Genomic DNA, 22,524 nt, shown 5'->3' on the forward strand with positions numbered 1-22,524 from the left:
TTTACTGCTCCTGATTATTTGGCGTTAGAACGGTAAGTCTCAATCAGTTCGATAAAGTGATCGAACAACGGCGCGGCATCGTGCGGGCCAGGGCTGGCTTCCGGGTGACCCTGGAAGCTGAACGCCGCTTTGTCGGTGCGGTGAATGCCCTGCACCGTATGGTCGAACAGCGATTTGTGCGTGACGCGCAGGTTCGCCGGCAGGTTGTTTTCATCGACGGCGAAGCCATGGTTCTGCGCGGTGATCATCACGGTGTTGTTGTCCAGATCCTTCACCGGGTGGTTGCCGCCGTGGTGGCCGAGCTTCATTTTCATGGTTTTCGCCCCGCTGGCCAGCGCCAGCAGCTGGTGGCCCAGGCAGATGCCGAACACCGGAATGTCGGTTTCCAGGAACTGTTTGATGGCAGCGATGGCGTAGTCGCACGGCTCCGGGTCGCCCGGGCCGTTGGACAGGAAGATGCCGTCCGGATTCATTTTCAGCACCTCGTCGGCCGGGGTCTGCGCCGGCACCACGGTCAGACGGCAGCCGCGATCCACCAGCATGCGCAGGATGTTGCGCTTGGCGCCGTAGTCGTAAGCCACCACGTGGAACGGCAGTTCCGCGGCGGTTTTGGCTTCAGGCAGGTCGCCTTCAAGCGTCCAGCTGCCTTGCTGCCAGCTGTAGGCCTCTTGGGTGGTGACCTCTTTCGCCAGATCCATGCCCTTCAACCCCGGGAAACCTTGCGCCTTGGCCAGGGCCAGCGCGGCGTCCGGCGAGTCGGCGGCGATGATGCAGCCGTTCTGGGCGCCCTTCTCGCGCAGCAGGCGGGTTAATTTACGGGTATCGATATCGGCGATTGCCACGATGTTGTGACGCTTGAGGTAGTCGGACAGGCTTTCTTCGTTGCGGTAGTTGCTGGCGATCAGCGGGAGGTCACGAATGACGAGGCCTTGGGCGTGTACTGCGGAGGATTCTTCGTCGGAAGCATTGGTGCCGACATTGCCGATATGAGGATAAGTAAGAGTAACGATCTGGCGGGAATAGGAAGGATCAGTGAGGATTTCTTGATAACCGGTCATCGACGTATTGAAGACCACTTCCCCCACTGCCGTTCCCTCTGCCCCGATGGCCCGACCGTGGAATTGGGTTCCGTCTTCCAGAACCAATAGCGCTGACTTTATCAAAACACCCTCCAAGGAATAATCAATCACAATATTTGCATATTAATTCAGATATCGCGATCTAAATCAATGCAAAAACCGTCCGCGAGGCCAATTTTTGGCAAATTGGGCGCATTTTAATGATGAGTGCCCGGCTTGTCTACCCAAACTGCCATTTTTTGTTTTATTTTTGCAGTTCTCACCGCTCATGCGGCTTGAGCGGCGATAAAAACACAGAAAACCGGGGCTGGAAAACGGTTGCGAGGCTGAATGACGAAAAATGGCGCCAGAATGGGCTCCAAAGGACGCTAAAATGGGATCTGGTGGATAAAAACGGGATGATTAGCAAGGTAAACATCAACAAATAACAATCAATAAAATAAAATCACACCAACGCTTCATTTTTCATGTTAAAAAAAAGGACAATAAAATTATTGTCCAATTATCATAGTATTATGACCAACACAACCACATCACGATGGTATGCAAATCAATTATAACTGGTCCAAATTCAACACGTCACGCATATCAAACAGACCTTTATCCCGGTTATGCAACCAGGCGGCTGCGCGCACCGCGCCGCTGGCAAAAGTCATCCGGCTGGAGGCCTTATGGGTGATTTCCACCCGTTCACCGATGTCGGCGAACATCGCGGTGTGCTCGCCGACGATGTCGCCGGCGCGAATAGTGGCAAAGCCGATGCTTTTCGGATCGCGTTCGCCGGTATGGCCTTCGCGCGCATAGACCGCGCAGCTTTTCAGGTCGCGCCCCAGCGCGCCGGCGATCGCTTCGCCCATGGCCAGCGCCGTGCCCGACGGCGCATCCACTTTGTGGCGGTGGTGCGCCTCAACGATTTCGATATCGGTATAGTTGCCCATCACCTGCGCGGCCTTCTCCAGCAGTTTCAACACCAGGTTGACGCCGACACTGAAGTTGGCGGCGAACACGATGCCGATATGCTGCGCCGCATCGCGGATCGCCTGTTTGCCGGCGTCATCGAAGCCGGTAGTGCCAATCACCATCGCCTTGTGGTGCGCCACGCAAAAATCCAGGTAACCCCGGGTGCTTTCCGGGCGGGTGAAGTCGATCAAAATATCGAACTCGTTCGCCACCTTCTCCAGACTGTCGCTCACCTTGACGCCCAGCGCGCCGATGCCCGCCAGTTCGCCGGCGTCGACGCCGACCAGGCTGGAGCCCGGGCGCGACAGTGCCGCCCCCAACACCACGCCTTCCGCCTGCTGCACCGCCTGGATCAATTGACGGCCCATCCGGCCGCCGGCGCCCGCAATCGCAATGCGGATTTGTGAATCACTCATGCTTGCTCTCTTCTTGATTTGACGCCTATCCCATTAGGCTATCGATTCAGGGTAACCGCCCCGCTTCAGCGTCGCCAGAGGATTCATTTCATAATTAGAAAATTATGATATTCCTCCGTTCTCATCAGCGATGCTGTCGTGAGATTAACATTCAACCGATTTGGCGGCCTGCGACGATTGTACATAATCATGCAGTTTCCATGGCAAAAAAATGCAGAAAAAAGGCGCCGAAAACGGCGCCTGAGGAAGGAAGAACGGCGAGGTCAGGCAGTAATGGCGGCCACTTCGTTGGCGATCGCCGTTAGCGCGTCGTGGCGGGCATAATCCTCACGCACCAGCGCCGCGCGTTGCCGATAGATCGGCTGTTGCAGAATGCGCATCGTCGCCGCCAGGATCTGTTCGGCGGTCGGCGTACTGGTGTGCAGGCTGATGCCGCAGCCGGCGGCCACCACGCGCGCGGCCGCCTCCAGCTTGTCCTCGCCGGTGCCGGCGACGATCAGCGGCACGCCGCAGTCCAGCGCATAGTTGATCGAGCCGTAACCGCCGTTGGTGATCAGCAGCGCCGTCTCCGGCAGCCAGCGTCCGAAGGAGATAAACTCCCGCACTCTGGCATTGCCCGGCAGTGCCTCCATCAGCGCTTCCGTCGCCCGTCCGCCGGTCGTGGCCAGCACTCGCACCGGCAAATGCGCCAGCGCTTGCAGTGTCGGCACGATCAGCTGATGCAAATCGACATTGGCCAACGTGCCCTGAGACACGATCACCAGCGGCCGGCGGTCGTCCGCCTCCCACAGCGTCTCTTCCGCCGCCGGCAGGCAGCCGCTGCGCAGCGGGCCGACGAAGCGCACGCCGCTCGGCAGGTCGTCACGCTCATATTCCAGCGCCGTGGTAGCCAGCTGCAGGAAACGCTCGCAGCCGCCGATCAGCGCGTCGGTGAACGGGCGATCCAGCGCCCGCCCGCCCGCCTGCACCAGCGCGGTATCGAAGCTCTGCTGTACTTCATCGAGCAGCACGCGCGTTTCTTCATCTACCAGCTGCTCACGGGTCAACGCCTTCGGCAGCAGCGCCGGCGGGATACGCGGGCCATAAAAAATAGCATCGCGCGAAGAATACGACAGCGGCGTAACGCCGATACCGAAGACCGGCGGCCGCTCGGCGGACTGCAGCAGCGGCAGCACGCCGTAGAAGCAGTTCTCCACCATCAGCAGATCGGTCTTTTCGGCGGCGATGGCCGCACGCAGCTGCCGATCCAGCAGCGGGATCGGTGCGGCGAAGAAATCCTTCAGCGCCAGCGCCATCTGCGCATTACCCGGCGGCAGCGCGGCGCGCGCCGGGAAGTGCTCTTCCAGGTGGCGATAGTCGAAATCCACCTGCGCGTCGAACGGCACGAAGTTCGCGCCCGCCGCCTCGGCGCGTTCGCGAAACAGCGCGCCGGTCATCACCCGCACCTGATGCCCCTGGGCAATCAGGTGGCGAGCGATGGCTAACATCGGGTAGACGTGCCCCGGAGTGGCGACCGCCGCCATCAGTATCCTTGCCATAATGCTCCTTTACGCTTCTGCGTTGGCCGGCTTCAGCGCCAGATTGGCGCACACCGGGTTGCTCTGAATATGCACGCGCTGCAAATGACGCGCGGAACGGGCGGTAAAACCCTCACGGCCGTGCAACAGCGAGAAGTTGTCCGCCACCACCACGTCGCCCTGCTGCCACTGATGGGCATAATAGTGACGCGGATCGTACAGGTGCTGCTGCAAAGTGTGATGGAACTGTTCCTGCTGCTGTTCCGACACACCGTGATATTCCAGCGCATGCTGGTTGAGGAATTTTTTCCCCTCCGTCGGCGGTTCATTGTAGCGCATGATTAACCCCCTGCCGTTCGGGTGCTGCACCACCAGCGGCGAACAGACTTCACCGCCGTAATGCACCACCTGCTTGATGCGGTAGGTGATCGAGACCGACAGCCACTGATCCAGCAGCGCTTCGTCCGCATTGGCCAACAGCCGCGTGGTGTCGACGAAGGTGGTGCATCCGCCTTCGTCCTGAGAGGGTGCCGCCACGCAGTGGAACAGCTGGAACTCGGGGATGGTCGGCTTATACATGCCATCCCAATGCAGCGGGACGTAGCTGCTGTCGAAGATATGATCCTTGGCGTCCGGATGTTCCTTCACGTCCAGCACCGCACCGAACGGCCACATCATGATTTCGCCCCACTGTTCGGCATAGCGAGTCAGGACTTCCGCCTCGTTGAAACCGGAGTCGAATCCGCGCAGCACCAGCAAGTGGTGTTCCTGCGCCAGCGTTCGCAGCGCCGCCACCGGCAGATCGCCGATCTTTTGCCCCGGATGCTGCGGCGTCAGGATCGCGCCGAACGGGGTATTCGGTTGGATATGGCAATTAAGCGGTTGGTTGTTCATCGGTGATTCTCCTTGCATCGAATGTGCTGCTCACACGGCAACGTGCCGTTAAAAACGCGCCCGCCAGGATTTCGGGCGCAAAAGCCTGCGACGGCCTCAGGCCATCTGTGGCTGCTCGATCAGGTAATGGCTCGGCGTGCCGCGGATCTCCACCAGTTCGCCGTCCAGGCTCTGCGCATCTTTACGCTTCATCAGCACGAACTGGCCGTTCACGTTGGCCGCCACGCCGTGCCACGGCGTCAGCCAGTCGTCTTTGGTCGGCATCATGTGGATGCCCATTTTCAGGCTGTCGACCGGCTGCGGGTGAATCGACAGGCGGATCGCCGCCGGGAAATGTTGCGCCAGCAGGTTGCCCCAGGCCCAGCTGCGTTGGATCACGCCGCAGGCGCGCTGCTTGGCGTCCTTCTGCAGCGCGGCGTTGGAACCGCTGTAGCCCGGCAGTTGGCTGTCCTCATACAGGAAGCGCGTGATGGCGCGGTACAGTGAGAGGCCCTGTTCGTCCTGCATCAGCTGTTGTTTGATCGCCTCTTCCGATTCGGCGTAGCCCTCCACCAACAGCCGGCGCAGCAGATCGTAATCGTCGGTATGCTCCGCCAGGCCTTTGACGTCGCCGAGGTTGAACACGCTCAGGTGCGTCGCGCCCACTTCATGCAGCAGGCCTTCAATCTCGCGCTGATAGTGGTTGATCGCTTCGTCGCTGACGCGGATCAGATCGCCGAACACGTGGCCGTCGGAGCAGATAACGATATGCGCACCCGGCGGATAATAGAGTTGAATACGCTGGCACAGCGAATTGAGAAAGATCAGCGACAGCCGCTCCGCCATGTCCGGCACCGCGCCGATCACCTTGTTGGTGTTGGGCGACTTGGTCGGAAAGGCCGGCAGTACGAATTCGATGCGCTGCTCGTTTTCAATGAATGCCCGAATGCGCGGCAATTGCACCTGAGTGACCCGCTGTTCTTCTTCGGCAATTGAGGTGTCGCCACCGGTGAAACGGCGGCGGTATTGCAATAATTCACGTAGGATTTTTAACGCTATTTCATCTTTCTGAACGCTGTCCACAATGTGCTCCTGTTGCGATGCGGCGCGGGTGTATTATTGAAAAGCGCAATAAGATTTATCAAAAAGAGAAAAAACCTCTGCGTGATAATAATTAGCCCGGCGTTTATATGCTTCAGGCAATATAGAAGAGATGGTGCTATATTATTAGCCCGTATAATTCACAATCTTGGTTAAGTTGTGCTTAACAAACTATGAGCAATATTTTAAAACGCATGGCCATTTTCTCAAAAGTGGTCGATTGCGGCGCATTCAGCATGGCGGCAAAAGAATTGGGCATGACGACCTCGGCCGTGAGCCAACATATTCGCCAGTTGGAGGAACATCTGGGCATTCAATTACTGTTGCGGTCGACACGTTCATTGAGTCTGACCGAAGCCGGATTGTGCTTTTATGAAGATTGCCTGCTGATGATCCACGCCGCCGAACGCGGCCAACAACGGATCGCCGCGCTGCGTGGCGAACTGGTGGGTGAACTGCGCGTCGCCACCTCGACCGAATTCGCCACCCACTATCTGGTGCCTGCGCTGCAGAGCTTCCTCGACGAGCACCCGCGGCTCACGCTGCGGCTGGAAATCCACGATGAAAAGATAGACCTGATCGCGCAACGCATCGATCTGGCGATACGCGGTGGCGTGCTGGCCGACTCCAGCTACGTTTCCACGCGGCTGGCGCGCTGCCGCGAAGTGCTGTGCGCCTCGCCGGCCTACCTGGCGCACCACGGCGTGCCGGATTCGCCGCAGGCGCTGACGCATCACCACTGGGTGACCTTTACACCGCTCGGCAACCCGCAGTTTGTTCGTCTGATCCATCGCGACGGCAGTGAACACCGCATGCGCATGACCGGGCGCTTGTTCACCAACAGCGGTATGGCGATGAAGGAGTTGGCGCTGACCGGCAAGGGTATCATTCGCAATTTCTTCGCCAACGTTGAGCGTGAGTTGCTCAGCGGCGAGCTGATTGAAATATTGCCCGACTGGCGATTACCAGAAATAAATTGCTATGCCATTATGCCGCGTCGGGAGACTCAGCCATTAAAAGTCCGACGATTGCTGGAGCATATGAAGCTTTATTTAAAGGAGAAAGGATTAAACGCCTTAGGACATATTCGGCAGGAATAAAATAAGAAACATCTGCAACACCTGTTATTGTAATTATTGTAATCACCTTGCCAACGCCAGGCCTTATTTAGATTGCAGGCTAATGATACCTTGATTAATGACTTTTCGTCAGCTTATATAATTAATGACACCGACGCTATTTCAAATGCCCAGAATAAATTTGACTTTAGTTAGCAGAAAATTTGAATATGCGCAGAGTTTTATTTTCAATGCCATGCGAATGCCCAAAAAAAAACGGGAAGCCTGAGCTCCCCGTTGTCATCCGCCGGCGCCTGTCAGTCTATCTGACGAACGTCCACTCGCAGCTCTTTCGGCACTTCGAACACGATGTTCTCTTCACGCCCACTGATTTCATGCACGTCCATACCGCCCAGCGCTTTCAGGCGAGAGATCACCTCCTGCACCAGCACGTCCGGCGCTGAGGCACCGGCGGTAACGCCGATATGGCGCGCCCCGCTCAGCCAGCTCTCCTGAATATCCGCCGCCGAATCGATAAGATAAGCCGGTTTGCCGACGCGCTGCGCCAGTTCCGCCAGTCGGTTGGAGTTGGAGGAGTTTTTTGACCCCACCACCAGCACCACGTCCGCATCGCCGGCCAGGTTACGCACCGCTTCCTGACGGTTGGTGGTGGCGTAGCAAATGTCATCCTTGCGCGGGCCGATAATGCTCGGGAAACGCTGGCGCAGGGCGTCGATCACGTCCGAGGTATCATCTACCGACAGCGTGGTCTGCGTCATGAAGCACAGGTTGCTTTCATCTTTCACCTGCAGCTTCCACACGTCTTCCGGCGACTCGACCAGGTACATGCCGCCCTGCGGGTTGCTGTACTGGCCCATGGTGCCTTCCACCTCCGGGTGCCCGGCGTGGCCGATCAGAATCGCTTCGGTGCCGCGGCGGCTGGCGCGCGCCACTTCCATATGCACCTTGGTCACCAGCGGGCAAGTGGCGTCGAACAGCATGGTCAGATCGCGCGCCTTGGCTTCGGCACGCACCGCCTGAGAAACGCCGTGCGCCGAGAAGATCAGGATAGAGCCGTCCGGCACTTCCGCGATCTCTTCGATAAACACCGCGCCGCGCTCACGCAGGCTGTCGACCACGTAGCGGTTGTGCACCACTTCATGCCGCACGTAGATCGGTGCGCCATACAGTTCCAGCGCGCGTTCCACGATGCTGATCGCACGATCAACCCCGGCGCAGAAGCCGCGCGGGTTAGCCAGCAATATTTGCATGCATCTCCTCCTGCTGCGGATCGATCTCCAGCACTTCGATATCGAAGGTCACCGGATGGCCCGCCAGCGGATGGTTGAAATCGACGGTGATCGAATCTTCCGCCACCGCGCGCACCACGCCCGGCATTTCACTGCCGTCGATGGCGGTAAACAGCATGATGGTGCCCACGTCCGGCACGCCGGTTTCCGCGAAGTCGCGGCGCGAGAAGAACTGGACCAGATCCGGGTTCTCCGCGCCGAACGCCGCTTCCGGCTGCAGGGTAAAGGCGCATTTGTCGCCCGCGCGCAGGCCAAGCAGCTGCGCTTCCAGCGGTGCCGACAGGCTGCCGTCACCCAGGCGGAACAGCGCCGGCTTGCCGCTGCTGCGGGTGGATTCGGCGGTCGAACCGTCTTCCAGTTTCAGCGTAAAGTGAACCAGCACCGCGCTGTCACTGATAACCTGAGCCGTCATATTACTCACCTTTACTCTTTGCGTCTTTGTTCGCCGGCGACAGGAAACCTTCCAGCACGATCATCGCCGCGCCCACGCAGATGAAACTGTCCGCCAGATTGAAGGTCGGGTAGTGCCAGTCACCGACGTAGAAGTCGATGAAATCGACCACGAAACCGTGCCACAGGCGATCGAACAGATTGCCCAACGCCCCGCCGATAATAAAGGCGTAGGCGATGTTGTTCAGCTTCTGCTGCGCGGTGCTGCGGTACATCATCACCAGCAGCACCGCAACGATGGCGATGGCGATGCCGGCGAAGAACCAGCGCTGCCAGCCGCCATGGTCGGCCAGGAAGCTGAACGCAGCGCCGTAGTTGCGCGCGTAAAACAGGTTGAACGACGGGATCAACGGCTGGGACTGGCCCAGCGTAAAGTTAGCGAGGATCCACTGCTTGCTGCCAAAATCCAGCGCCAGCACCGCCACCACAACCCACAGCCAACGCAGGCCGGTCGAACAAATTGATTTACTCATCAGGCGCGAGTTCTCAGGCAAAGTTACGCTTCTCGCCGTCACCGGCGACGTTGCTCACACAGCGGCCGCAGATGTCTGCGTGTTCCGCCACCAGGCCGATATCGGTGGTGTAATGCCAGCAGCGCGGGCACTTCTCACCCGGTGCCGTGCTGAAGGCGATCTTCAGCCCTTTCAGCAGCTCGGAAGCCTGCGCGTCGGCCGGCGCATCCGCCAATGGCGCAACGCTTGCCGCAGAGGTCAGCAGCACGAAACGCAGCTCATCCTGCAGGCTGTTCAGGCGCGCCGCCAGCTCGCTGTCGGCATACAGCGTTACCGCCGCTTCCAGCGAACCGCCGAGGCGCTTGTCGGCACGCGCCTGCTCCAGCACCTTATTCACTTCGCCGCGCACTTTCAGCAGCTCGGCCCAGAAAGCGTCGTTCATCGGCTCGCCTTCCGCCAGCCCGAACAGGCCGTCGTACCACTCTTCGGTGAACACGTACTGCGCGCGTTTGCCCGGCATGAAGCCCCAGATCTCGTCCGCAGTGAACGACATGATCGGCGCCATCCAGCGCACCAGCGCTTCCACGATGTGATACAGCGCGGTCTGGCAGCTGCGGCGGGCGACGCTGTCGCTCTTCGCGGTGTACTGACGATCCTTGATGATATCCAGGTAGAAGGAGCCCATCTCGACCGAGCAGAACTGCATCAGACGCTGCACCACTTCATGGAAATCGTAGTTGGCGTAAGCCTGTTCGATATCCTGCTGCGCCGCCAGCGCACGGCCGACCGCCCAGCGATCCAGCACTACCATGTCTTCCGGCGCCACGCAGTCGGTGCTCGGCTCGAACCCGTTCAGGTTGGCCAACAGGAAACGCGCGGTGTTGCGGATGCGGCGATAAGAATCAGCGGAACGCTTGAGGATCTCGTCGGAGACTGCGATTTCACCGGTGTAATCGGTCGATGCCACCCACAGACGCAGAATGTCACCGCCCAGCTTGTTCATCACGTCCTGCGGGCTGACGGTGTTACCGATCGACTTGGACATCTTGCGGCCCTGGCCGTCGACGGTGAAGCCGTGGGTCAGCACTTCTTTATAAGGCGCCTTGCCTTTCATCGCGGTGGAGATCATCAGCGATGACATGAACCAACCGCGGTGTTGGTCGGAGCCTTCCAGATACATGTCGGCGCTGTGGCCCTGGAACTCAGGGCGCACGTCGACCACCGAAGCGTGAGTGGAACCGGAATCGAACCACACGTCCAGCGTATCCGGCACTTTCACGTAGTCGGCGGCTTCCGCGCCGAGGATGTCGGCCGCGTCCAGATCCCACCAGGCCTGAATGCCGTCTTGCTCGACGCGCTTGGCCACTTCTTCCATCAGCTCAACGGTGCGCGGGTGCAGCTGCTCGGTTTCTTTGTGCACGAACAGTGACATCGGCACGCCCCAGGTGCGCTGACGCGAGATGCACCAGTCCGGGCGGTTGGCCACCATCATTTCGATGCGCGCCTGGCCCCAATCCGGGATCCACTGCACGCCTTTGATCTCTTCCAGCGACTGCTGACGCAGGCCTTTCTGATCCATGCTGACGAACCATTGCGGCGTGGCGCGGAAGATGATCGGCGTCTTGTGGCGCCAGCAGCACGGATAGCTGTGCAGGAACTTCTCGACGTGCAGCAGTGCGCCTTTCTCACGCAGCAGGTCGACGATCAGATCGTTGGCCTTGAAGACGAACTTGCCGTCCAGCAGCGGGTAGGTGCCGGTCAGGTAGCAACCGTTCGGCCCTACCGGGTTGGCCACTTCCAGGCCGTATTTCTGGCCGATCACGAAGTCGTCCGGGCCGTGGCCTGGCGCTGTGTGCACCGCACCGGTACCGGCGTCCAGCGTCACGTGCTCGCCGAGGATCGCCGGCACGTCGAAGTCCATGAACGGGTGTTTGAAGCGCAGCAGCTCCAGATCGGCGCCTTTGCAGCTGCCCAGCACCGTCCATTCGGTGATGCCGGCGCGTTTCATCACGCTTTCTACCAGCTCGGCCGCCAGGATCAGGCACTGGCCGTCAACCTGCACCAGCTGATAGGTGAAGTCCGGGTGCAGCGAGATCGCGCGGTTGGCCGGCAGGGTCCACGGAGTGGTGGTCCAGATAACCAGGGAGATAGTCCCGTTGAAGTGGCTCACGCCGAACTTGGCCGCCACGGCAGCCGCGTCGGCCGCATGGAAGCTCACGTCGATCGACGGCGAAGTCTTGTCGTAGTACTCCACTTCCGCTTCCGCCAGCGACGATCCGCAGTCGGTGCACCAGTGAACCGGCTTGGCGCCTTTCAGCAGGTGGCCGTTGCTGATGATCTTGCCCAGCGCGCGGATGATGTTGGCTTCGGTTTTGAAGTCCATGGTCAGGTATGGGCGATCCCAGTCGCCCAGCACGCCCAGGCGGATGAAGTCCTTCTTCTGGCCTTCAACCTGCTCGGCCGCGTACTCGCGGCACTTCTGGCGAAACTCGGCCGCCGTCAGCTTCTCGCCCGGTTTGCCATACAGCTGTTCAACCTTCAGTTCGATAGGCAGGCCGTGGCAGTCCCAACCCGGCACATAAGGCGAGTCGAAGCCGGCCATCCCTTTCGACTTGATGATAATGTCTTTGAGAATCTTGTTAACCGAGTGACCAATGTGAATGCTGCCGTTCGCATACGGAGGGCCGTCATGCAAAATGAAGGTTTTTTTGCCCTTTTTGGCAGTACGAATAATCCCGTACAGATCCTGTTCATACCAACGTTGCAGCATGCCAGGCTCGCGCTTGGCGAGATCGCCGCGCATCGGGAACCCTGTTTCCGGCAAGTTCAGGGTATTCTTGTAGTCACTCATTAGATTCTCGGTTCCGTTTTCGGCTATAGAGATTAAACCGGTGTCTGTAGCCCGAAGAACTTCCGGGCCGTCACCACATCATTGGCGATTTGCTGCTTCAGGGCATCGAGCGAAGCAAACCGTTGTTCATTACGCAATTTTGCGCGGAGCACCACCTCAATATGGCGCCCGTAAAGATCCATTGTGACATCCAGCAGATGCATTTCCAGCTGCTGGCGCACGCCGGCGACGGTCGGGCGCGTACCGATATTGGCCACGCCCGGCAGCGGCTGCGGCCCCAGGCCGTACACTTCTACCGCATACACCCCTTTCACCGGCGCTACCAGGCGCTTGAGCGGCAAATTGGCGGTCGGGAAGCCGATGGTGCGGCCCAGCTCGTCGCCGTGCACTACGCGCCCGGAAATGCTGTACGGGTGGCCCAGCAGGGTCTCCGCCAGCGGCAGATCGTCCTCGCTCAGCGCGGTGCGGATCGCGGTGCTGCTGATGCGCCGCTCGCCTTCGCGGAAGGTCGGGGTGCTGACCACCTCGAAGCCGTACTCTTTTCCGGCCTGCTGCAATAGCGAAAAATCGCCCTGACGCCCGGCGCCAAAGCGAAAATCATCCCCCACCATCAGGAATTTGACGCCCAGTTTTTCCACCAGCAGCTCGGCGACGAACGCCTGCGCGGTGTTGGCGGCAAAACGCGGATCGAACTTGACGCACAGCAGGTAGTCGACGCCCGCCTGCGCCAGGTAGTTGGCCTTGTCGCGCAAGCGCGTCAAGCGGGCCGGCGCCTTGTCTGCGGCGAACATCTCCAGCGGCTGCGGCTCAAAGATCATGACCATCACCGGCAGCCCGAGGCGTTTCCCTTGTTGCTTCAACTGCTCCAGCAGCGCCTGATGACCGCGGTGTACGCCGTCAAAGTTGCCGATGGTGAGCACGCAACCATGGTGGCGCGCCCGGATATTGTGAATGCCGCGAATTAGCTCCATAGCTGGCTCAAAACAGTGGAAATCGGCGGATTATACCTTGTACAGCCGGTAAGGTTAACCCGCGATTGGTGCCTTTATGTAATAGACATACCATACCGGAGATAATCTGCGCGTGAAACGGCTTCGCCGCAGTTTATCCGGCGCTGCCGGGCCGATTCTCGACCGCGGCCAACGGCTTGCGTCCGCCGCGGCAAAACATTGGCGAATTTTCTCGCGAAACACTGTATTCCCAAGAGCGAAGCTGGTAAAATCCTGCGCCATCACAACGTAGCGAGTGCCGCCTGTACAAACGGCGCTTATTTGCACAAATCCATTGACAAACGAAGGCTAAAAGGGCATATTCCTCGGCCTTTGAATTGTCCTCAATAGAATATATTTGGGAGTTGGACCTTGGCTAATATCAAATCAGCTAAGAAACGCGCCGTACAGTCTGAGAAACGCCGCAAGCATAACGCTAGCCGTCGCTCAATGGTGCGTACCTTCATCAAGAAGGTAGACGCAGCTATCGCAGCTGGCGACAAAGAAGCAGCACAAACTGCATTCCTGGTAATGCAGCCACTGGTGGACCGTCAGGCAGCTAAAGGCCTGATCCACAAAAACAAAGCAGCGCGTCATAAGTCAAACCTGACTGCACGCATCAACGCAATGCAATAAGCATTTCGTTATCTGCTTGATAAAAAAACCGGCTCAGGCCGGTTTTTTTACGCCCTGCGTTCACTGAACCGCTAGCAGGAAAACAGCGCCGAAAAGTCTTTGTTGCACACGCGCTGCACCGCCGGATGCTGGATCATGCGCTCGGCGAAGATGATGTAATACTCCTCCTGCACGCTGTCGATGCGCCCAATCTCCACCACGTTGTCATCGTTGTAGGTATCCTGCGCATACAGCGTCGGCGCCACGAAAATCGCATTGTGGTACATGCCGAAGGCCTTCATCAGCGCCGCATCGTCGAACTCGCCCAAGATCTCCACCTGAATGCCCTGCGTATTGAACCAGTTGAGCAGCTTGCGCCCCAGCATCGAGCGGCGGCCGGGGATCAGCAGCTTGCGCTGCTCCAGGCAGGCCGGGAACGGCAGCTCCGGCGCCGGCTGGCGGCAGAAGAAGCTGATGCCGCACTCGCCCAGCTTCAGCGAGAACAGCCCTTCCTGCTGGCTGGAGTCTACCGGGCAATCCGACAGGATCATATCCAGCTTGTGCTGGCTGAGCTGCTCCAACAGCATCTCGTGCGTCGATTCAAAACAGCGCAGGTGGATCTGTTCGTTATCCACCACTACCGCCGTTTCCAACACCTGGCTGACCAGGCGCTTCGACAGCGCGTCCGCCACGCCAACGTCGAACAGCAGGTTCGACTCTTTGCGGTAGTTGACGATATCCAGCATTTCCTGACTGAGCATAAACATCTTGTCGGCATAGCGGAACACCAGCTGCCCCAGCTCCGAAGGCACCAACCCGCGCCCCTGGCGTTTGAACAGCTTGCCGTCCAACCGCTCCTCCAGCGCTTTGATCTGGCCGGTGATGGTCTGCGGCGTCAAAAACAACGCTTCGGCGGCACCGACCACGGAACCGGCCTTGCAGACCTGCCAGAAATAGTAAAGGTGATTAAAGTTGATATGCGACATCCTCACGAGCGGCTCTCCTTAACAACGTTTCGCAGCGGCAAACGGTGTGCCTTGACGAGCGACAAACTTCCTTTCCCTGCTTCAGACAACGTATAGCCCCATTAGTCCCAACGAAGAACGGCCGAAGGTGCACATATTTTATACCGCACAGCTCCGACCAGCCATTTTATTGTGTGCCCTTATCGGGCACACGCAGGATTAACGCACCCGCGGCAACGCCAGACGCAGCAGCCCATACCCTGCCACCGCCGCCGCAGTGGAGCCCAACAGGATCCCCAGGCGGGAATAGGTGCTGAGCGCCGCATCCGCATCGCCAAACGCCAGCGAGGCGATGAAAATCGACATGGTGAAACCAATACCACAGAGCACCGAAACGGCAAACACCTGTTTAAAACCGATCCCCTCAGGCAAGCGGGCGATGCCCATTTTCACCGCCAGCAGGCTGAAGAGGAAAATCCCCAGCGGCTTGCCGATAAACAGCCCGGCCGCAATCCCGACCGGCAACAGCGACGTCAACCCTTCCAGCGATACGCCCTGCAAAGAGACCCCGGCGTTGGCGAAAGCGAACAGCGGCAGGATCATAAACGCGACCCAAGGGTGCAGCTCATGTTCCAGCGTCTCCGACGGCGACGGCCCCTTCTTGACGTTCAGCGGGATCATAAAGCCGACGATCACCCCGGCCAGCGTCGCGTGTACCCCGGACTTGAGGATAGCTACCCACAACACCAGGCCGACCATCATGTACAGCGAGGTTTTACCCACGCCACGCCAGTTCATCACCGCCAGCAGCACCGTCGCCGCCGCCGCCACGCCCAGCGCCACCATCGACACTTCATGGGTGTAGAACAGCGCGATGATGATAATCACGCCCAGGTCATCGATGATCGCCAACGCCAGCAGGAACACTTTCAGGCTGGTCGGCACACGGTTGCCCAGCAGCGCCATTACGCCCAGCGCGAAGGCGATATCGGTCGCGGCCGGGATCGCCCAGCCCTGGCGGGTGACTTCATCCGCGCCGTTGAACAGCAAATAAATTAGCGCCGGCGCCAGCATGCCGCCCAGCGCGGCGATCGCCGGAAACACCGCCTTGTCGCGCCCGGACAGCGAGCCTTGCATCAGCTCGCGCTTGACCTCGAGCCCCACCACCAGGAAGAAGATGGCCATCAGGCCGTCGTTGATCCACAGCAGCAGCGGCTTGGCGATCTCCAGCGAAGCAATCTTCACCATCACCGGCAGGTTAAGGAATGCCTGATAGATCCCCTGCGCCGGGGTGTTGGCCATGATCAGGGCGACGATCGCCGCCGCGATCAGAATGATGCCGCCCGCGGCTTCCTGACGTAAAAATTGACGAATGATGTTGGTCACAATACGTCTCTCCAAATCTGTGCAGGGCGTAGCGCCCTGCGAACCACAGTCATGAAGTGAGTATAGAGGGCGTTTTAGTTCGAAAAAATAAGTTTATAAATGCTAAATAACTCGATAAAACCGATCAAAAGCACGAATAAGTCACATTATTTATAGGGAATTAGTGGTGCAACATGCAAATAAAAACCCCGGGACAGACGCCCGGGGTTCTAATATAAACCAGCAGAAACAGCAGGTTAGCGAGTCAGGTCGTCAAAGAACTTTTTCACCCCGTCGAAGAAGCTCTTCGATCGCGGGCTGTTCTTGTCACCGGACGGGCCACCCAGGCTCTCTTCCAGCTCGCGCAGCAGTTGCTTCTGCTTGTCGTTCAGATTGACCGGGGTTTCCACCACTACGCGGCACAGCAGGTCACCCTGGCTGCCGCCACGCACCGATTTCACGCCCTTGCCGCGCATGCGGAACAGTTTGCCGGTTTGGGTCTCCGAAGGCACCTTCAGTTTCACCCGGCCGTCCAGCGTCGGCACTTCAATCTCACCGCCCAGCGCCGCCATGGCGAAGTTGATCGGCACTTCACAGTACAGGTTGTTGCCTTCGCGCTCGAAGATCGGGTGCGCCTTCACCTGCACCTGAACGTACAGATCGCCCGCCGGTGCGCCGTGCTCGCCGGCTTCGCCTTCACCCGCCAGGCGGATGCGGTCACCGGTATCGACGCCGGCCGGAATTTTCACCGACAGCGTTTTGGATTTTTCTACCCGGCCGTGGCCGTGGCACTTGTTGCACGGATCTTTGATGATCTGACCGCGGCCATGGCAGTGCGGACACGCCTGCTGCACGGTGAAGAAGCCCTGACGCATCTGCACCTGGCCCTGCCCGTGACAGGTTGGACAGGTCACCGGCGAGCTGCCCGGCTTGGCGCCGCTGCCGTGGCAGACGTCGCACTCTTCCAGCGTCGGGATGCGGATCTCTTTGGTGACGCCACGTACCGCTTCCTCGAGGGTCAGCTCCATGTTATAGCGCAGATCGGAACCGCGGCTGGCGCGCTGACGGCGGCCTCCGCCGAAGATGTCGCCAAACACGTCGCCAAAGATATCGCTGAAGTCGGCACCGCCGCCAAAGCCGCCGCCGCCCATGCCGCCCTGTTCAAAGGCCGCGTGCCCATACTGGTCGTAGGCCGCGCGCTTTTGGTCGTCGGTCAGGACTTCGTAAGCTTCTTTAACTTCTTTAAACTTGGTTTCGGCGTCTTGTTCCTGGTTGCGGTCAGGATGGTATTTCATCGCCAGACGTTTGTACGCCTTTTTGATCTCACGTTCATCCGCCGTCTTGCTGACGCCGAGAATCTCGTAATAGTCTTTCTTCGCCATTCTTTCGCTTACCCTTAACATGCGTGCACGGGCGCAGAGTTGCCTCGACGCCCGTGCTGGTTTCCGGGAGCGGCATCTCGGCCGCCCCGTGCCCGCTTAAGGGCGATTATTTTTTGTCTTTAACTTCTTCGAACTCAGCGTCAACCACGTCGTCGTCTTTCTGCGCCGCGTTGTCCGCGCCGGCGTCAGCACCCTGCTGAGCCTGCTGCGCCTGGGCCATTTCCAGCAGTTTGCCGGAAACCTGCACCAGAGCCTGAGTCTTCGCTTCGATCTCGGCTTTATCTTCGCCTTTCACCGCCGCTTCCAGATCTTTCAGCGCCGCTTCGATCGCCGTTTTGTCTTCCGCCGGCAGTTTGTCGCCCGCTTCTTCCAGCTGCTTGCGAGTGCCGTGGATCAGGTGATCCGCCTGGTTACGTGTCTGTACCAGCTCTTCGAACTTGCGGTCGGCTTCAGCGTTCAGCTCGGCGTCGCGCACCATTTTCTGGATTTCGTCTTCGTTCAGGCCAGAAGATGCCTTGATGGTGATCTTCTGCTCACGACCGGTGTTCTTGTCTTTGGCAGACACGTGCAGGATGCCGTCGGCATCGATATCGAAGGTCACTTCGATCTGCGCCATGCCGCGCGGTGCCGCCTGAATGCCGTCCAGGTTGAACTGGCCCAGAGATTTGTTATCGCTGGCGCGCTTACGCTCACCCTGCAGCACGTGGATGGTTACCGCAGACTGGTTGTCTTCAGCGGTAGAGAACACCTGGCTGTGCTTGGTCGGGATCGTGGTGTTTTTGGTGATCAGCGGCGTCATCACGCTGCCCATGGTTTCGATACCCAGCGACAGCGGGGTCACGTCCAGCAGCAGAACGTCCTTCACATCACCGGCCAACACGCCGCCCTGTACCGCAGCGCCCACGGCAACCGCTTCGTCCGGGTTCACGTCTTTACGCGGCTCTTTGCCGAAGAAGTCTGCGACTTTCTTCTGCACCATTGGCATACGGGTCTGGCCGCCCACCAGGATCACGTCCTGAATGTCGGAAACCGACAGGCCTGCGTCTTTCAGCGCCACTTTCAGCGGCTCGATAGAGCGCGCCACCAGATCTTCAACCAGCGACTCGAGTTTGGCGCGAGTCACTTTGATGTTCATGTGTTTTGGACCGGTCGCGTCTGCAGTGATGTACGGCAGGTTAACGTCGGTCTGCTGAGCGGAAGACAGTTCGATCTTCGCTTTCTCAGCGGCTTCTTTCAGACGCTGCATCGCCAGCGGATCGTTGCGCAGATCGATACCCTGATCTTTCTTGAACTCTTCCACCAGGTAGTTGATCAGACGGCTGTCGAAGTCTTCGCCACCCAGGTGGGTATCACCGTTGGTCGCCAGTACTTCGAAGGTTTTTTCGCCGTCAACGTCGTCGATTTCGATGATGGAGATATCGAAAGTACCGCCGCCCAGGTCATAAACCGCGATGGTGCGGTTGCCGACTTCTTTGTCCAGACCGTAGGCCAGGGCCGCAGCGGTCGGTTCGTTGATGATGCGCTTGACTTCCAGACCCGCGATGCGGCCGGCGTCTTTGGTCGCCTGACGCTGGGCGTCGTTGAAGTAAGCCGGTACGGTGATAACCGCTTCAGTTACCGGTTCGCCCAGGTAATCTTCCGCCGTTTTCTTCATTTTCTTCAGCACTTCCGCAGAGATCTGTGGCGGAGCCATTTTCTGGCCTTTCACTTCCAGCCAGGCGTCGCCGTTGTCGGCTTCGACGATTTTGTACGGCATGATCGCTTTGTCGCGCTGCGCTTCTTCATCCTGGAAGCGGCGACCGATCAGGCGCTTGATGGCAAACAGGGTGTTTTCAGGGTTGGTCACTGCCTGACGCTTAGCCGGCTGGCCAACCAGAGTTTCACCGTCCTGGGTATAGGCGATAATAGAAGGAGTGGTGCGGTCGCCCTCGGCGTTTTCCAGCACGCGTGCCTTGGCACCATCCATAATTGCTACGCAAGAGTTGGTAGTACCCAGGTCGATACCAATAATTTTACCCATCTAAACGTCTCCACTAAAAAATTCATAATCAGTCAGGTTGCTAACCTATATGCGGGCGATTTTTTGCTTTTCAACTGCCCGATATCTCAGTGCGACCCGCGGTTAGCAACTGCGGTTGCAAATAAGATGGGGCCATCCAATCCGGCATCAAGGGGCAAGGCGAAAAAAATTTCTTTTTTTATCGTCATTCAGATCATTGTTTCCGGCTGCGGGGATCATTATGATGCGCGCGCTCTGGTGGAAAACTTCGATTTTTTGGCCATTCAGACCATTTATTATTTTACTTCGCTGTTTCCGTTAATTTTCTGTTATCGCAGAGGACTTATGCACACCAACAAGTTGGCGAATCCCGGCCCTCTCGGCCTGATGGGCTTCGGGATGACCACCGTCTTGCTGAACCTGCACAACGCGGGCTTTTTCCCACTGAACTCCGCCATCATCAGCATGGGGATTTTCTTCGGTGGCCTGGCCCAGATCCTGGCCGGTCTGCTGGAATACAAGAAGGGCAACACCTTCGGCATGACCGCTTTCACCGCCTACGGCAGCTTCTGGCTGAGCCTGGTCGGCCTGCTGCTGCTGCCGCGTCTGGGCCTGGCTGAGGCCACCGAGGCGCACGTGCTGGGCATCTACCTGGCGCTGTGGGGCGTCTTCACCCTGTTCATGTTCTTCGGCACCCTGGCCGCCAACCGCGTGCTGCAGTTCGTGTTCGCCAGCCTCACGCTGCTGTTCGCCCTGCTGGCCGTCGGCAACATCACCGGCAATCACGCACTGCTGACCTTCGCTGGCTATGAAGGCATCATCTGCGGCGCCAGCGCCATTTACCTGGCGATGGCCGAAGTGCTCAACGAGCAATACGGCCGCACCGTGCTGCCGATTGGCGAGCCGGCTCCGGCCCGCGTCGCGGCCTCGCCGGTCACGGCATAATCGCCCTTCCCTGATGAAAAAGCCCTGCAGTGCAGGGCTTTTTTTTAGCTGTAGGAATCGGCTCGCCGCTCCCCGGCTTCGCTGTTCAGGTCGCGATGCAGGTAGAGGCCGAGCAGCAGCCCGATGAGCGACAGCGCCAGCACGTAGTAAGCGGGTGCTAACGGGGTCAATTTCATGATCAGCGTCACAAAAATAGGGGTTAAACCGCCAAAAATAGCGTACGAGACGTTATATGAGAACGAGATGCCGGTAAACCGCACTTCCGCCGGAAACGCCCGCACCATCACGAACGGCACAGCCCCCACCACGCCTACGCTGAACCCCACCAGCGCATAACAGGCGAACAGCATTTCCGGATGCACGCCCACCGTCTGATAGAACAGCCAGCTGCAGCCGGCCAGCAGCACACTGCCGACCACCAGCGTTTTGCTGGCGCCGAAGCGATCGGCCGACAAACCGGCGACGATGCAACCGGCGATCAGCATGATGGTGGCGATGCTGTTGGCCTGCAGCGTCAATGCCGGCGCAATGCCAAACTGCTTTTGCAGATAGGTCGGAGTCATCAGGATCACCACCACGATGCCGGCGGAGAGCAGCCAGGTCAGCAGCATCGATACCACCACTTCCCGCTTGTGGTTGAGCACCACCGACTTCAGCGGCAGCTCCTCGGCCAGCGCTTTACGCGCCTGCATCTCGATGAAGATCGGCGTTTCCTGCAGCCAGCGGCGCAGGTACATCGCCACCAGGCCGAACATGCCGCCCAACAGGAAAGGAATACGCCAGCCGCCGCCGGCGATGCTCTGCGGGCTGAGTGTAGTGTTGATCACCGTCGCCACCACCGAACCCAGCAGAATGCCTACCGTCAGCCCGGCGGTCAGCGTGCCGCAGGCGAAGCCGATGCGCCGGCGCGGCACGTGTTCGGCGACGAAGACCCAGGCGCCCGGCACCTCACCGCCGATCGCCGCCCCCTGCAGCACGCGCATCAGCAGCAGCAACAGCGGCGCAGCGATGCCGATGCTGGCGTAAGTCGGCAGCAGGCCCATCGCCAGCGTCGGCAACGCCATCAGCAGAATGCTCAGGGTAAACATCTTCTTGCGGCCGACCAGATCGCCGAAGTGCGCCATCACGATGCCGCCCAGCGGGCGGGCCAGATAGCCGGCGGCGAAAATGCCGAAGGTTTGCACCAGACGTAGCCACTCCGGCATGTCCGCCGGGAAGAACAGATCGCCGACCACGGCGGCGAAGAACACGAAGATGATGAAGTCGTAAAACTCCAGCGCGCCGCCCAACGCGGCCAACGTCAGCGTTTTGTAGTCTTGCCGGTTCAGCCGGCGATTAGTGTCGTGAGGCATAGGGCACCGTCGGTAAAGGCTGTAAAAATAAAAGCCGCAGGCTTTCTGTAAAATAATCCTTACTATAGCGGCAAATTATTTTCACACCAGACGGGCTGAAGCCGATCTCGCAGAATGCTGAAATTTAGAGGTTTATCTCGCGACGCGCGCTCTTTGGCCGAAATGCTGCTACCACCGCGGCGTGCGTTTCGACGTAAGGCCCGTCGAGCAGTTGAATGCAATAAGGCACGCTGGCGAAGATGCCGTGCACCACCGCATTGCCCTGCTCATCCTTTACCCCTTCCAGCGTTTCCTTGATCGACTTCGGCTGGCCGGGCAGGTTGATGATCAGCGCCTGTTTGCGGATCGCCCCCACCTGACGCGAAAGAATTGCCGTTGGCACATAGTGTAGGCTGATCTGACGCATTTGCTCGCCGAAACCGGGCATCACGCGATCGGCGATCGCCAGCGTGGCGTCGGGGGTGACGTCGCGGCGCGCCGGCCCGGTGCCGCCGGTGGTCAGCACCAGATGGCAGCCCATTTCGTCCACCAGCTCACACAGCGTCTGTTCAATTTGCGTCTGCTCATCGGGGATCAGCCGGGTTTCCAGCTTGAACGGCGTCGCCAGCGCACTGCTCAGCCACTCTTCCAGCGCCGGGATGCCTTTATCCTGATAAACGCCGCCGGAAGCGCGGTCGGAAACGGAAACCAAACCAATACGTAAAATATCCATGCGTAACCTCTACAGCCTGATGGGGTCCGAACGGGTTCGTCTCCCGTTCTGTTGTCATTGCCGAGAGTATAAGGGCTTCCCCCGCCGGCGGGAGCGTCGGGCATAAAAAAAGGTTCATCGCGCTTTACCGGGG

At 59.1% G+C, this 22,524-nt stretch carries 19 protein-coding genes; 3 read left to right on the top strand and 16 right to left on the bottom strand.

Annotation, left to right across the window (positions count from 1 at the left end):
* Positions 1 to 14 precede the first annotated feature (14 nt).
* The 5 genes from carA to pvcA form a co-directional block, all read right to left on the bottom strand.
* Positions 15 to 1,163 (bottom strand): glutamine-hydrolyzing carbamoyl-phosphate synthase small subunit, encoded by a 1,149-nt coding sequence (carA, locus tag HMPREF3138_RS02085; RefSeq protein WP_048232622.1) that lies wholly within the window; start codon positions 1,161 to 1,163, stop codon positions 15 to 17.
* Between the two features lie 470 nt (positions 1,164 to 1,633).
* Positions 1,634 to 2,455, bottom strand: a complete 822-nt coding sequence (dapB, locus tag HMPREF3138_RS02090) for a 4-hydroxy-tetrahydrodipicolinate reductase (protein ID WP_038873380.1) — start codon at positions 2,453 to 2,455, stop codon at positions 1,634 to 1,636.
* Between the two features lie 263 nt (positions 2,456 to 2,718).
* Positions 2,719 to 3,978 (bottom strand): glycosyltransferase, encoded by a 1,260-nt coding sequence (locus tag HMPREF3138_RS02095; RefSeq protein WP_038873378.1) that lies wholly within the window; start codon positions 3,976 to 3,978, stop codon positions 2,719 to 2,721.
* A 24-nt stretch (positions 3,979 to 4,002) separates the two neighbouring features.
* A complete protein-coding gene (locus HMPREF3138_RS02100) occupies positions 4,003 to 4,866 on the bottom strand; it encodes a TauD/TfdA dioxygenase family protein (RefSeq protein WP_038873375.1) in 864 nt (287 codons plus the stop codon).
* 96 nt (positions 4,867 to 4,962) lie between these two features.
* A complete protein-coding gene (gene pvcA, locus HMPREF3138_RS02105; protein ID WP_038873373.1) occupies positions 4,963 to 5,928 on the bottom strand; it encodes an L-tyrosine isonitrile synthase in 966 nt (321 codons plus the stop codon).
* Between the two features lie 212 nt (positions 5,929 to 6,140).
* Between pvcA and HMPREF3138_RS02110 the strand changes: the two genes are divergently transcribed.
* Positions 6,141 to 7,046, top strand: coding sequence for a LysR family transcriptional regulator (locus HMPREF3138_RS02110; RefSeq protein ID WP_223294846.1), 906 nt, complete (start codon positions 6,141 to 6,143; stop codon positions 7,044 to 7,046).
* A gap of 275 nt (positions 7,047 to 7,321) precedes the next feature.
* Here HMPREF3138_RS02110 and ispH read toward each other — a convergent pair whose 3' ends face one another.
* From ispH to ribF, 5 genes are read right to left on the bottom strand one after another with little or no spacing between them, the layout of a single operon-like run.
* Complete coding sequence (gene ispH, locus HMPREF3138_RS02115) at positions 7,322 to 8,275, bottom strand: 4-hydroxy-3-methylbut-2-enyl diphosphate reductase (RefSeq protein ID WP_038873368.1); 954 nt, start codon at positions 8,273 to 8,275, stop codon at positions 7,322 to 7,324.
* Complete coding sequence (fkpB, locus tag HMPREF3138_RS02120) at positions 8,256 to 8,726, bottom strand: FKBP-type peptidyl-prolyl cis-trans isomerase (protein WP_033637057.1); 471 nt, start codon at positions 8,724 to 8,726, stop codon at positions 8,256 to 8,258. Before fkpB ends, ispH begins: the two co-directional genes overlap by 20 nt.
* 1 nt (position 8,727) lies before the next feature.
* Complete coding sequence (gene lspA / locus HMPREF3138_RS02125) at positions 8,728 to 9,237, bottom strand: signal peptidase II (protein WP_038873364.1); 510 nt, start codon at positions 9,235 to 9,237, stop codon at positions 8,728 to 8,730.
* Between the two features lie 13 nt (positions 9,238 to 9,250).
* Positions 9,251 to 12,067, bottom strand: a complete 2,817-nt coding sequence (gene ileS / locus HMPREF3138_RS02130) for an isoleucine--tRNA ligase (protein WP_038873361.1) — start codon at positions 12,065 to 12,067, stop codon at positions 9,251 to 9,253.
* A 32-nt stretch (positions 12,068 to 12,099) separates the two neighbouring features.
* Complete coding sequence (gene ribF, locus HMPREF3138_RS02135; RefSeq protein ID WP_070558774.1) at positions 12,100 to 13,038, bottom strand: bifunctional riboflavin kinase/FAD synthetase; 939 nt, start codon at positions 13,036 to 13,038, stop codon at positions 12,100 to 12,102.
* 390 nt (positions 13,039 to 13,428) lie between these two features.
* On the opposite strand from ribF, the gene rpsT reads away from it, so the two are divergent.
* Entirely contained in the window at positions 13,429 to 13,692 is a 264-nt protein-coding gene (gene rpsT, locus HMPREF3138_RS02140) for a 30S ribosomal protein S20 (protein ID WP_033637053.1), read from the top strand.
* Between the two features lie 71 nt (positions 13,693 to 13,763).
* On the opposite strand, the gene nhaR is transcribed toward rpsT, so the two are convergent.
* The 4 genes from nhaR to dnaK all read right to left on the bottom strand — a co-directional run bounded on the left by nhaR (position 13,764) and on the right by dnaK (position 19,403).
* Positions 13,764 to 14,663: a transcriptional activator NhaR gene (nhaR, locus tag HMPREF3138_RS02145; RefSeq protein WP_004932962.1), complete on the bottom strand. Its 900-nt coding sequence runs from the start codon at positions 14,661 to 14,663 to the stop codon at positions 13,764 to 13,766.
* Between the two features lie 192 nt (positions 14,664 to 14,855).
* A complete protein-coding gene (nhaA, locus tag HMPREF3138_RS02150) occupies positions 14,856 to 16,022 on the bottom strand; it encodes a Na+/H+ antiporter NhaA (protein WP_038873350.1) in 1,167 nt (388 codons plus the stop codon).
* A gap of 236 nt (positions 16,023 to 16,258) precedes the next feature.
* Positions 16,259 to 17,383 carry a molecular chaperone DnaJ gene (dnaJ, locus tag HMPREF3138_RS02155; RefSeq protein WP_004932969.1) on the bottom strand — a complete coding sequence of 375 codons (1,125 nt, stop codon included), beginning with the start codon at positions 17,381 to 17,383 and terminating at the stop codon, positions 16,259 to 16,261.
* Between the two features lie 106 nt (positions 17,384 to 17,489).
* Complete coding sequence (dnaK, locus tag HMPREF3138_RS02160) at positions 17,490 to 19,403, bottom strand: molecular chaperone DnaK (RefSeq protein WP_004932972.1); 1,914 nt, start codon at positions 19,401 to 19,403, stop codon at positions 17,490 to 17,492.
* 324 nt (positions 19,404 to 19,727) lie between these two features.
* On the opposite strand from dnaK, the gene satP reads away from it, so the two are divergent.
* Positions 19,728 to 20,327, top strand: a complete 600-nt coding sequence (gene satP / locus HMPREF3138_RS02165; RefSeq protein WP_025301520.1) for an acetate uptake transporter — start codon at positions 19,728 to 19,730, stop codon at positions 20,325 to 20,327.
* 44 nt (positions 20,328 to 20,371) lie between these two features.
* Here the strand turns inward: satP and HMPREF3138_RS02170 are convergent, their stop codons facing one another.
* Positions 20,372 to 21,679 carry an MFS transporter gene (locus HMPREF3138_RS02170; RefSeq protein WP_038873347.1) on the bottom strand — a complete coding sequence of 436 codons (1,308 nt, stop codon included), beginning with the start codon at positions 21,677 to 21,679 and terminating at the stop codon, positions 20,372 to 20,374.
* A gap of 124 nt (positions 21,680 to 21,803) precedes the next feature.
* Positions 21,804 to 22,391, bottom strand: coding sequence for a molybdopterin adenylyltransferase (gene mog / locus HMPREF3138_RS02175; protein ID WP_038873345.1), 588 nt, complete (start codon positions 22,389 to 22,391; stop codon positions 21,804 to 21,806).
* Between the last annotated feature and the right edge of the window lie 133 nt (positions 22,392 to 22,524).

Origin of the sequence: Serratia sp. HMSC15F11, assembly GCF_001808215.1 — a bacterium.
Lineage (GTDB): Bacteria > Pseudomonadota > Gammaproteobacteria > Enterobacterales > Enterobacteriaceae > Serratia > Serratia nevei.